13 protein-coding genes and 1 tRNA gene are annotated in these 10,644 nt (G+C 68.7%); 9 read left to right on the top strand and 5 right to left on the bottom strand.

Annotation, left to right across the window (positions count from 1 at the left end; genetic code table 11):
• Positions 1–2,309, bottom strand: a 2,309-nt coding sequence (locus HUU96_RS05135; protein ID WP_174291782.1) for an efflux RND transporter permease subunit, incomplete at its 3' end; no start/stop codon positions are given.
• Between the two features lie 21 nt (positions 2,310–2,330).
• Positions 2,331–3,566: an efflux RND transporter periplasmic adaptor subunit gene (locus HUU96_RS05140; RefSeq protein WP_174291783.1), complete on the bottom strand. Its 1,236-nt coding sequence runs from the start codon at positions 3,564–3,566 to the stop codon at positions 2,331–2,333.
• On the opposite strand from HUU96_RS05140, the gene HUU96_RS05145 reads away from it, so the two are divergent.
• The 5 genes from HUU96_RS05145 (at position 3,553) to HUU96_RS05165 (ending at position 5,708) form a co-directional block, all read left to right on the top strand.
• Complete coding sequence (locus tag HUU96_RS05145) at positions 3,553–3,792, top strand: hypothetical protein (RefSeq protein ID WP_174291784.1); 240 nt, start codon at positions 3,553–3,555, stop codon at positions 3,790–3,792. The two genes, HUU96_RS05140 and HUU96_RS05145, sit on opposite strands and share 14 nt — an antisense overlap.
• On the top strand, positions 3,792–4,523 hold the full coding sequence (gene dapB / locus HUU96_RS05150; protein ID WP_174291785.1) for a 4-hydroxy-tetrahydrodipicolinate reductase: 732 nt from the start codon (positions 3,792–3,794) through the stop codon (positions 4,521–4,523). The genes HUU96_RS05145 and dapB overlap by 1 nt, the downstream gene beginning before the upstream one ends.
• Before the next feature lie 3 nt (positions 4,524–4,526).
• Positions 4,527–5,204 (top strand): endonuclease III, encoded by a 678-nt coding sequence (nth, locus tag HUU96_RS05155; protein WP_174291786.1) that lies wholly within the window; start codon positions 4,527–4,529, stop codon positions 5,202–5,204.
• The gene (locus tag HUU96_RS05160) at positions 5,204–5,590 is read left to right on the top strand and encodes a hypothetical protein (RefSeq protein WP_174291787.1); all 387 of its coding nucleotides are present in this window, start codon (positions 5,204–5,206) and stop codon (positions 5,588–5,590) included. The genes nth and HUU96_RS05160 overlap by 1 nt, the downstream gene beginning before the upstream one ends.
• A gap of 41 nt (positions 5,591–5,631) precedes the next feature.
• A tRNA-Arg gene (locus tag HUU96_RS05165) sits at positions 5,632–5,708 on the top strand.
• Between the two features lie 223 nt (positions 5,709–5,931).
• On the opposite strand, the gene HUU96_RS05170 is transcribed toward HUU96_RS05165, so the two are convergent.
• Entirely contained in the window at positions 5,932–7,464 is a 1,533-nt protein-coding gene (locus tag HUU96_RS05170) for a sensor histidine kinase (protein ID WP_174291793.1), read from the bottom strand.
• A 121-nt stretch (positions 7,465–7,585) separates the two neighbouring features.
• Complete coding sequence (locus HUU96_RS15255; RefSeq protein ID WP_174291788.1) at positions 7,586–7,717, bottom strand: NepR family anti-sigma factor; 132 nt, start codon at positions 7,715–7,717, stop codon at positions 7,586–7,588.
• A 278-nt stretch (positions 7,718–7,995) separates the two neighbouring features.
• On the opposite strand from HUU96_RS15255, the gene HUU96_RS05180 reads away from it, so the two are divergent.
• The 3 genes from HUU96_RS05180 (at position 7,996) to HUU96_RS05190 (ending at position 9,733) form a co-directional block, all read left to right on the top strand.
• A complete protein-coding gene (locus HUU96_RS05180; RefSeq protein WP_174291789.1) occupies positions 7,996–8,796 on the top strand; it encodes a response regulator in 801 nt (266 codons plus the stop codon).
• A 48-nt stretch (positions 8,797–8,844) separates the two neighbouring features.
• Positions 8,845–8,991 carry a hypothetical protein gene (locus tag HUU96_RS05185; RefSeq protein WP_174291790.1) on the top strand — a complete coding sequence of 49 codons (147 nt, stop codon included), beginning with the start codon at positions 8,845–8,847 and terminating at the stop codon, positions 8,989–8,991.
• A 94-nt stretch (positions 8,992–9,085) separates the two neighbouring features.
• Positions 9,086–9,733: a sigma-70 family RNA polymerase sigma factor gene (locus HUU96_RS05190; protein ID WP_174291791.1), complete on the top strand. Its 648-nt coding sequence runs from the start codon at positions 9,086–9,088 to the stop codon at positions 9,731–9,733.
• A 10-nt stretch (positions 9,734–9,743) separates the two neighbouring features.
• Here the strand turns inward: HUU96_RS05190 and HUU96_RS05195 are convergent, their stop codons facing one another.
• Positions 9,744–9,917: a hypothetical protein gene (locus tag HUU96_RS05195; RefSeq protein WP_174291792.1), complete on the bottom strand. Its 174-nt coding sequence runs from the start codon at positions 9,915–9,917 to the stop codon at positions 9,744–9,746.
• Between the two features lie 52 nt (positions 9,918–9,969).
• On the opposite strand from HUU96_RS05195, the gene HUU96_RS05200 reads away from it, so the two are divergent.
• A partial coding sequence (locus HUU96_RS05200) for a DUF294 nucleotidyltransferase-like domain-containing protein (RefSeq protein ID WP_254605015.1) occupies positions 9,970–10,644 on the top strand: 675 nt, incomplete at its 3' end.

Raw genomic sequence — 10,644 nt, forward strand, 5'->3', positions numbered from 1 at the left:
AAGTGACGGTCGGTGGTCGCCTCGTACAGGTCGCCCGGACTGGAGCCGCCGATCGCGGCGGCGACGGTGGTGTTGACGTCGTCCGGCGTCAGGCCATAGCGCGCGGCGGCGGCGCGGTTGACGTCGATCCTGACGGTCGGCTGCCCCAGCGATGACGAGATGCCAAGGTCGGTGATGCCGCGCACCTGCTTCAGCTCGCGCATGATCCTGCCGCTCAGCTGCTCCAGCGTCGCGAGGTCGGGGCCGAACACCTTGACCGAGTTGGCCCCCTTCACCCCCGACGACGCTTCCTCGACATTGTCCTGGATATATTGCGAGAACTCGAAGTCGACGCCGGGATAGCGCCGTTCCAGCCTGCCCTGGATCTCGGCGGTCAGGCTGTCCTTGGTGACGCCGGCGGGCCACTCGCCGGCGGGCTTCAGCGGCGTGTAGAACTCCGCGTTGAAGAAGCCGGTCGCGTCGGTGCCGTCGTCGGGGCGGCCATGGGTGGAGATGACGCGCTGCACCTCCGGATAGGAGGCGACGATGCGGCGGATGCCGTTGACGGTCGGCTGCCCGCCCTCGATCGAGATCGAGGCAGGCAGGGTCGCGCGGATATAGAGGTTCCCCTCCTCCAGATGCGGCAGGAACTCGATGCCGAGCTGGCGCACCGCCACCATCGACACCAGGATCAGCAGCCCCGTCATGCCCAGCGTCAGCACCCGGTTGGCGAGCGCGAACGCGGCGGCGGGCTCGTACAGCCGCCGCATCCCGCGCACGATCCAGGTCTCCACCTCGTCCAGCTTGTCGGGCAGGAGCAGGTAGGACAGCACCGGCGAGACGGTGAAGGTCGCGATCAGCCCGCCGGCGATCGCATAGGCATAGGTCTTGGCCATCGGCCCGAAGATATGGCCCTCGACGCCGGTCAGGGTGAACAGCGGCAGGAAGCTGGCGATGATGATCGCAGCGGCGAAGAAGATGCCGCGGCTGACCTCATGGCTGCCGTGCAGGATCGCCGAGAAGCGGTTGGCGTGGCTGGCGCGGAACCGCCCCGCCTCGATCGCCCGCCAGCGCTCGACCAGGTGGCGGAACACGTTCTCGACCATGATGACGCTGGCGTCGACCACCAGCCCGAAGTCGAGTGCGCCGACCGAGAGCAGGTTCGCCGACTCGCCCTGCACCGTCAGGATCAGCACCGCGAACGACAGCGCGAAGGGGATGGTGAGCGCAACGATCACCGCCGAACGCAGATTACCGAGGAACAGCCATTGCAGGACGAAGATCAGCAGGATGCCCTCGACCAGATTGTGCATCACCGTGTGGGTGGTCAGCTCGATCAGGTCGGACCGGTCGTAGATCGGCGTCAGCGTCACGCCGGGCGGCAGCACGCCGGTCGCGTTGATCGTCTCGACCTCCTGCTTGACGCGGGCGATGGTCGGCATCGACTGCGCACCGCGCTGCATCAGGACGATGCCCATCACCGCGTCGTCGTCATCGGCTTGTCCGGGAGTGGCGATGCCGGTGATCCCCAGCCGCGGCTGGTTGCCGATCCGCAGGTTGGCGACGTCGCGCAGCAGCACCGGCACGCCGGCGTTGGTGGAGACCATGACGTTGCTGATCGCGTCGGCCGACTGGATCAGTCCGACGCCGCGCACGATCGCCGCCTGCGGGCCGAAGTTGATCGTCTGCGCGCCGACATTGCCGTCGCTCTTGCCGATCGCGCCCAGCACCTGGGCGATGGTGACGCCCTGCGCGACCAGCTTGTCGTTGTCGATCACCACTTCATAGGTGCGCAGCTTGCCGCCCCAGCCGGTGACGTCGGCGACGCCGGGGATGCGCTTGAAGCGGCGTTGCAGCACCCAGTCCTGCAGCGTCTTCAGGTCCATCACCGAATAGCCGGGCGGGGCGGAGAGGCGATAACGGAAGATCTCGCCGACCGGGCTGGTCGGGCTGATCTGCGGCTGGACGCCCGCTGGCAGCGACAGCTGCGACAGCCGGCCGAGCACCCGCTGCTCCGCCTCGCGAAAGCCGACATCGTAGCTGAACTGGATCTTTACGTCGGACAGGCCGAACAGCGAGATGGTACGCACCGCCGTCACGTTGGGGACGCCGGCGATCACCTGCTCGATCGGAATGGTGACGTTGCGCTCCATCTCCTCGGCGGAGATGCCCTTGGACTGGGTCAGCACCTCGACCATCGGCGGGACGGGATCGGGATAGGCTTCGATGTTGAGGTTGGCAAAGGCAAGGCCGCCGGCGAGGACCATCCCCACCAGCGTCACGATCATCAGGATGCGCTGGCGCAGCGCGAACTCGACCAAGCGGTTCATGGCAGACGGTTCATCGCCTCGTCAGCCGCCCAGGCCGGCCTGATTGACGAACAGCGCCCCGGCCGTGACGATCCGATCGCCGGGCTTGAGCCCCGCAGTGACGGTATCCGTGCCGTCGGCGCTGTCGCTGACCGTCACCGCCTGCGCGCGGAGCAGCCCGTTGCCGAGCGACAGCCACACGCGCGCACCGTCGCCCTCATGCACCACCGCCTGCGACGGCACCAGGATGCCGCTAGCACTGCCACGGCCGGCGGGCGCGATGCGCTGGATCGCGAAGCTCGCGAACATCTGCGGCTTCAGCGCCGCGCCGGGATTGGCGACGCTGGCGCGCACCGGCAGGCGATGCGTGGCCGGATCGAGCGCCGCGCCGACATTGTCGATCGTCGCGCGGAATGAGCGCCCGGGATAGGCAGGGGTGGTCACCGTCACCGGGTCGCCGACCTTGACCGCCGCCGCATCGCTTTCCGGCAGCTGCGCGATCAGCCAGACGCTCGACAGGTCGGCGACCGTCATCAGCGGCTTGTCGCCGCCCGCGCCGACATATTGCCCGGGCGCGACGTTGCGGGCGACGACGATCCCCGACACCGGCGACAGATAGCTGGCGAGCGTCGCGGACGTCTGGGTGCCGCCGAGCAGCGCCAGCTGGCCGCGCGCCGTCGCCGCCGCGCTCGCCGCGGTCGCCGCCTGTCCTTGTGCGGCGACAAGGTCGCTCTGCGCCTGGCGATAGTCCTTCAGCGCGCCGCCCGCAGTCCTGTAGACCGCCTCCTGCCGCGCCGCATTGTCGCGGGCGATCTTCAGCTGGGCCTGGGCGGTCTGCTGCTGCGCCTGCGCGCCCGCCAGCGCGTTGCGCGCGTTGTTATAGTCGGCGGAGGCGAGGCGTAGCAGCGGCTGGCCCTTCGCCACCGACTGCCCCGCCGCGACCAGCACCTCCGCCACCTGGCCGGAGAAGGGCAACAGCACCGGTGTCGACCGCTCCTCGTCGACCGAGATCGTCCCGGTCGCCTGCACCAGCCCCGCCGCTTCGCCCGATCGCACCGCCTCGACTTTCATCGTCGTCAGCTGTTCCGGCGTCGCCCGGAACGTCCCCGCCGGCAGGGTTGCCTCGGCCGGAGCGGGTGCCGCGGCCAAGTGGCGAACGGCGGCGACCAGCAGCCACAGGCCGAGCATCACCAGCGCGGCGATGCCGATCAGCCGAAGCTGCCGCCGGCGGTCAAGCGTCCGGGCGGGCGGCAGTGGCGTCGCGGTGGAGGTGGTCATCGGCCGGCCTGTCGAACGCGAGGTGGAAGGAACACAGGCAGGCTATACGGCACGCGCTTATCAGCCTGCTGACGGCAAGCTGACACGTCTGTTGCAATGCAGCAAGATTGAAGCGGCGGTGGTCGGCGACAAAATCCTTGCCGCGTCCGCTGGCCGCGCGCAGGGCCGGCGGATGACGTCCGCCACCCTCATCCTTTGCGTCCTCTTCATCGTAGCTGGCCTGTGATGGGCGTCGCGATCGGCATATTTGGCAGCGCGGGGCGGATGGGCCGCGCCATCGCCGATGCCATTGCCGATGCAGGTGCAGTGCTGGCCGGCGGCGTCGAGGCGGGTGGCGATCCGTTATCGCTCGGTCACCGCGCCGACGTGCTGGTCGACTTCTCCGTACCGTCGGCGCTGGAGGCGCATCTTCACGCCGCCCGCACGACCGGCACCCCGATCGTGATCGGCACCACCGGCCTGTCGATGACGCACCAGGCGCTGATCGACGCCGCCGCCGCCGACGTCGCGGTGCTGCAGACCGGCAACACCTCGCTGGGCGTCACCCTGCTCGGCATCCTGGTGCGCGAGGCGGCGGCACGGCTCGGCAGCGATTGGGACATCGAGATCGTCGAGATGCATCACCGCCACAAGGTCGACGCGCCGTCGGGCACCGCGCTGCTGCTCGGCGAGGCCGCCGCCAAGGGCCGCGGCACCAGCCTGGGCGAGGTCCGCGTCGACAGCCGCGTCGGGCTGACGGGTGCGCGGTGCGAGGGTACGATCGGCTTCGCCTCGCTGCGCGGCGGCTCGGTGATCGGCGATCACAGCGTGATCTTCGCGGGAGAGGGCGAGCGGATCGAGCTCAGCCACATCGGCCAGGACCGCTCGATCTTCGCGCGCGGGGCGGTGCGGGCGGCGTTGTGGCTCGTCGGCCAGCCCGCCGGCCGCTACCGCATGGGCGATGTCCTCGGGCTCTAGGCGATGAAGCGCGCCGACGTCTTCGAGTTCTACCGCCGCCTCGCCGAGGCCGATCCGAACCCGCAGACCGAACTCGATTACGGCAACCCCTACACGCTGCTGGTCGCGGTGGCGCTGTCGGCGCAGGCGACCGACGTCAGCGTCAACAAGGCGACCGCGCCGCTCTTCGCCACCGTCGACACCCCCGCCAAAATGGTCGCGCTCGGCGAGGCGGGGCTGAAGCCGTTCATCCGCACCATCGGCCTGTTCAACACCAAGGCCAAGAACGTCATCGCGCTGTCGCAGGCGTTGATCGACCGGCATGGCGGCGAGGTGCCGGAAGACCGCGCGGCTCTGGAGGCGCTGCCCGGCGTCGGCCGCAAGACCGCCAACGTCGTGCTCAACGTGGCATTCGGGCACGAGACGATCGCGGTCGACACTCACATCTTCCGCGTCGGCAACCGCACCGGTCTCGCCCCCGGCAAGACGCCGCTGGCGGTGGAGGCGGTGCTCGACAAGGTGACGCCCGCCACCTTCCGGCGACACGCGCATCACTGGCTGATCCTGCACGGCCGCTACGTCTGCAAGGCGCGGCGGCCGGAATGCTGGCGCTGCATCGAAGCCGAGCTTTGCGCGTTCAAGCTCAAGACACCGGCACCGGCCGCCGCATTGCCAAGGCCGTCGACCGAGGAGATGGATTGATGCGCCCGCTGTTTCTCGCCGCCATCTGCTGCACCGCTGCGACCGCAACCGCGGCGGGCCTCTCCTCGCGCGATCGCGTGCCGGAAGCGGTGCCGTCGGGGCCGGCGGTGCACTGCATCCCGCTGACCTCGATCCGCGAGACGCAGGTGCGCGACGATCGCACCATCGACTTCATCACCCGCGCCCGCTCGCCCGGTGCCTATCGCGTGACGTTGCCCTATGCCTGTCCCGAGCTCGGTTTCGAGCGGCGCTTCGCCTACGAGACGAGCCTCAGCGAGTTGTGCTCGACCGATATCATCACCGTCCTTCATGAAGCGCCGCTGACCCGTGGCGCGAGTTGCGGGCTGGCGTCGTTCCAGCCGGTGACGCTGGCCCCGCATCGATAGGGCTGGTGCCGCCGCGCCGACGCTGCTAATCGCGGCGCTCTGCACCCGTAGCTCAGCTGGATAGAGCGCTGCCCTCCGAAGGCAGAGGCCACTGGTTCGAATCCAGTCGGGTGCACCAGCAACACATGTTCGCTGCCGCCCGGTGCCGAGCCTCGCCGGTCTCATCGATGTAGAAGATTAAAGGCCCGGAAGCGTCACCGGGGGGGGGAGGGGTGAGCGCTTCCGGGCCTATGTCTTGGTTCGCGAGAGCGGGGGGGCGTCTTGTCGCGTTCCGAGGATGATAACGAGGCTTTGCTGATCTGGTTCCGGCTTTTTTGCTGATCGTCCGATTTTTAGTGCGCCTAGCTGCGCCCGACCACGGCGATCGTGATCTCATAGGCACCGACCAGCGGATCGTGGTGCAGCTTGGATCGAAGCTGTCGCGACAGCCCCTCCATGACCCGGCCATAGCGGGTGGCGATGAGGTCGGTCAGCATGTCGCCTTCCACCAGCGCTCGCGATACGACCCGCAACACCGCACGGCCATCCTCGTCGGGATGGCTCTTGAGCGAGATGCGGACCTGCGCGGCGGCGTCGCAGGCCATCGCCAGCTCGACGATTTCCGTGACCAGGAAGGCGACCGCCACCGCGACATCCTGGGTCACCAGCAGCTGTTCCATGTCGAGGACGATGGCGAGGCGATGCGAGGATTCGGGCGCGGTGGCGCGGATGCCGGCCGCCAGCTCGCCGATCACCGCCCGCAGGTTGAGGCCGCGATTCTCCTCGACATCGGCGAAGTGGTTGCGGTGCACCACCGCGAGAGCGTCGACGCGCCGCTGGATCGAACCATAGGCGGCGATCGCATCGGCGCTGGGCGCGCCACGCGCGTGGAAATTGATCAGGCTGGCAATGACTTGCAGGTTGTTCTTGACCCGGTGATGCACCTCGCGGGTCAGCTTGGTCTGGCGCACCAGCCCTTCGGCAAGCCCCGCCTCGTGCAGCGCCACCGTCCGGCTGATCGCGCGAAACGTGTCGCCCAGATCGCGGATCTCCTGAGCGGGCAGCGCATGGAGCGTGCCGGGGTCGATCACCTCGCCCGGCTTGAACGCGGCGACGCTGGCGCGCAGCTGGCGCAGCGGGCGGATCAGCAGCCGGTCGACCACGAACCAGCCGATGCTGGCCGCCGCCGCCCACATCAGGATCGGCAGCAGCAGCGCGACCAGGAAGGAGGAAGTGATCGGCGCGCTGCGCACGCTGGTGCGCAGCGACAGGCCGGCGATCCCCAGCGCCATCCGCATCGTCTCGGTGCGATCGGTGGCTCGCTCGTGCGCGGTGCTGGCGAGCTCCAGCACGTCGTCGTCATGCTCCAGCGCGCTGCCGTACAGCGTCGCGCGCGTGCTGGGCGTGCCGATCCTGGCGAGAAAGCGCTGGGGGAAGAAGGCGCGGGCGGAGGTGTTGCCCGGCCCCGAGATGGCGAGCACCACGCCCTGGCCCGGCACGATCGCGCCGGTGATCGGTGCGCCGGTCTCGTGCGGGGCGACGTTGCTCGGCAAGGGCTGTCCGCAGAGCAGCCGCCCGGCACGGTCGGCAATGACGAAGCGGGTGCCCGATGCGGACTGTTGCTGGAAGATGCCCTGCGCGCGCGCGCAGCTCGGCGCGTCGGCGGGGTCGCTGCCCAGCGCGTTGAGGGCGACGCGCAGCGCGGTCATGTCGCCGATCAGCTCGATCGCGATCGCCCGCGCGCTCTCGTCGGCGGCAACCCGTAGCCTGGCATGAGCCTCGGCATCGGCCAGCCGCGTCGTCTGCAACGTCGCGCCCATGGCGATCAGCGCCAACGGCAGCAGCGCGATGCTGAGAATCAGGAAGAGCTTGGCCCCGGTCGGCCGCCGCGCCATCCAGCTCGCGACGCCGAGATAGTCGGGGCCGGCGACGACCGCGGACGATGCGGTGCCCTGGACTGTCGAGAGCGGCGGCGTCACTGAGGGATCAGCCTTCTGCCTGCCATCCAACGGCAGCTCAGCTAAGCTTGCCGAGCAGGTCCATCAGGTCCGACGGCACCGCTTCATCGACCGTCTTCTGATACACGGAACGAAGTGCCGCGCCGGTGTCGCGATCCTTGCTCTGGGCGCGGGCGGCTGGCTTCTTCACGGATGGCGTCTTTGGCGTCGTGTCGGAACTCAACAGCTTCCCTCTCGAACACGACACCGTGAATTGCAAACACCACTCTATTCCATCGTCGCACGGAACAGAAGCCTGATCAGCGCATGAAACCAAATAGCCGCTCGTCGGTTCCCGACACCGCGCCAAAATTCTGCGACATGTCCGGCGGCTTTGGCACCGGTATTGGCGGGGGTTCAGACACGGTTGCTTTCGCCGACGTTCCGGGCGCATGGGACGCGGGCATTCTCAGGGAGTTTTCTCGACCCATGTCGCTTGGACAGCAACTCGCTCCGCATCTACCCTTCCTGCGGCGTTACGGCCGGGCGCTGACCGGCAGCCAGAGCCATGGCGACAAATATGTCCGCGCCACGCTGGAGGCGATCGTCGCCGCGCCCGACCAGTTCCCCACCGACATCGACCCGCGGCTCGGGCTGTATCGCATGTTCCAGGGCATCTGGGGTTCGACCAATTTCGACGAGCGGCCCGACACCGCGTCCGAGGCCGACGGGCCTGAGGCGGTGGCGCGCGCGCGGCTGTCGCGGATGACGCCGCTGTCGCGCCAGGCGCTGTTGCTGACGGCGATGGAGGGGTTCACGCCCGAGGACACCGCCTATCTGATCGACGTCGACACCGACGAGGTCGACAGCCTGGTCGCCGAGGCGCTGGCGGAGATCGAGAAGCAGACCCGCGCCCGCGTCCTGATCATCGAGGACGAGCCGATCATCGCCATGGATATCGAGACGATCGTCCGCGACCTGGGCCACGAGGTCACCGGCGTCGCCGTCACTCGCGACGAGGCGGTGGCGCTGGCGATGGACGATCGCCCGGGCCTGGTGCTCGCCGACATCCAGCTCGCCGATGACAGCTCCGGCATCGACGCGGTCAAGGACATCCTCGCCGAGTTCGAGGTGCCGGTGATCTTCATCACCGCCTTCCCGGAGCGGCTGCTGACCGGTGAGCGGCCGGAGCCGACCTTTCTCATCACCAAGCCGTTCCAGCGCTCAACCGTCAAGGCGGCGATCAGCCAAGCGCTGTTCTTCGACCAGACGACGGTGCCGGCGGCATGAGGCAGCGATTGTTACGGAGCCAAAACCGGGTCGAGGGGTTGGTGCGCCATGGCTGATCCACATTCCGACCGCCCCATCCATCTCGACACCGACGATGCGCGTGGCGGTGCGACGACGCATGTCACGCGCTATGTGCTGGCGGCGTCGCTAGTGCTGGTGATCGTCGCCTTCATCGCCATCTATTATATCTATTAGCAACGTCGATTGCTGGTAAAACGACGGTGGCGTGCCTAACTTCGGCACGCACGGGTCGGCATGACAATGCGCCGATACCGTCGATGGGGTGGTGATGAGCAAGCTGTTTCCGGATCAGAACGACGACGATCTTCCGATCGAGCCGCCGGTCGAACATGTCTCGCTGTCCGACCCCGAGTTCAAGAAGGAGCTGGCGCAAGTCATCCCGCACCTGCGCGCGTTCGGCCGCTCGCTGTCGGGCAGCCGCGACATCGCCGACGACCTGGTGCAGGAGACGCTGCTAAAGGCGTGGGCGGCGCGGCTGCGCTTCCAGGCCGGCACCAACATGCGCGCCTGGACCTTCATCATTCTGCGCAACCTGTATCTGTCGCAGATGCGCCGCGCGCGCTTCAAGGGCGAGTGGGATGATCTGGTCGCCGACCGCATCCTTGCCGCCCCCGCCAGCCAGGACCGCCATGTCGAGCTTGGCGACATGCAGCGCGCGCTGCTCCACCTGCCGCAGCCGCAGCGCGAGGCGTTGATCTTGGTGGGCGCGGGTGGCTTCGCCTATGAGGAAGCGGCCGAGATCTGCCAGGTCGCGGTCGGAACGATCAAGAGCCGCGTCGCGCGCGGCCGGGTCGCGCTCGACGCGCTGCTGACCGAGGGCAAGCTGCCGTCACGCCGCGATCACGAGACCGACCGCGACGTGACCGCACTCGACGCGATCATGGGCGAGGTCGATCACCTGAGCCGCGGACGATAGGTCGCGACCGTCAGCCGCGACCGTGGCGATCCAACGCACGCAACGCCGCGATCATCTCCTCGGGCAGGCCGCCCCGGCTCCCATAGGCATCGCGCAGCGCCGCCCCGATCGCATCGGTGGCGCGCGGCGATGGCACGACATAGCCGGTCATCGGTGGTGCGGCCTGATGAATCATGGTGACCATGGCGTTATAAACGACCGAATGAGCCGGATGTTGCGCCGCCTGTGACGATCTGATGACGGTCGCGATCGCCGATGCCCTGGCACGAGCGCGGGAAGCGCCGTTTCTCGCCGGGCTGATCGACCGTCAGCCGGCGATCGTCGCCGCGCTGATCGAAGGCCGGATCGACCTTTCGCCACGGCTCGACGATGCCGAGCCGGTCGCGCGGCGCTTGCGGCTGGCGCGGCGGTCGCTGGCGCTCAACGTCGCGATCGGCGATCTGGCCGGCGCGCTCGACCTGACGGCTGTGACCGGCGCGCTGACCCGCTTCGCCGATGCGGCGCTCGATCAGGCGATCGCCGCCGCCGTCGCCGAGCGCACGCCAGGCGAACCGGCGCGCGGTTTCGCCGCGATCGCGCTTGGCAAGCAGGGCTCGGGGGAGCTGAACTATTCCTCCGACATCGATCCGATCCTGATCTTCGACCCCGCTACGCTGCCGCGCCGGCCCCGCGAGCAGCCGGAGGAGGCGGCGGTGCGGATCGCGCGGCGGGTCGTCGAGCTGCTCCAGGCGCGCGATGGCGACGGCTATGTGCTGCGCGTCGACCTCAGGCTGCGACCCTCGCCCGAGGTGACGCCGATCGCGCTGCCGGTCGATTACGCGATCGGGTATTACGAGAGCCAGGCGCTCGCCTGGGAGCGCGCGGCGTTCATCCGCGCGCGGGCGGCGGCGGGCGACCGCGCGCTGGGCGAG

This window comes from Sphingomonas bacterium (genome assembly GCF_903644135.1).
Classification (GTDB): domain Bacteria; phylum Pseudomonadota; class Alphaproteobacteria; order Sphingomonadales; family Sphingomonadaceae; genus Sphingomonas.

Bases quoted from the DNA above. Each gene is read 5' to 3' on its own strand.
- HUU96_RS05140 (WP_174291783.1), bottom strand. From the start codon at position 3,566: ATGACCACCTCCACCGCGACGCCACTGCCGCCCGCCCGGACGCTTGAC.
- dapB (WP_174291785.1), top strand. From the start codon at position 3,792: ATGGGCGTCGCGATCGGCATATTTGGCAGCGCGGGGCGGATGGGCCGC.
- nth (WP_174291786.1), top strand. From the start codon at position 4,527: ATGAAGCGCGCCGACGTCTTCGAGTTCTACCGCCGCCTCGCCGAGGCC.
- HUU96_RS05160 (WP_174291787.1), top strand. From the start codon at position 5,204: ATGCGCCCGCTGTTTCTCGCCGCCATCTGCTGCACCGCTGCGACCGCA.
- HUU96_RS05170 (WP_174291793.1), bottom strand. From the start codon at position 7,464: ATGGCGCGGCGGCCGACCGGGGCCAAGCTCTTCCTGATTCTCAGCATC.
- HUU96_RS05180 (WP_174291789.1), top strand. From the start codon at position 7,996: ATGTCGCTTGGACAGCAACTCGCTCCGCATCTACCCTTCCTGCGGCGT.
- HUU96_RS05185 (WP_174291790.1), top strand. From the start codon at position 8,845: ATGGCTGATCCACATTCCGACCGCCCCATCCATCTCGACACCGACGAT.
- HUU96_RS05190 (WP_174291791.1), top strand. From the start codon at position 9,086: ATGAGCAAGCTGTTTCCGGATCAGAACGACGACGATCTTCCGATCGAG.
- HUU96_RS05195 (WP_174291792.1), bottom strand. From the start codon at position 9,917: ATGGTCACCATGATTCATCAGGCCGCACCACCGATGACCGGCTATGTC.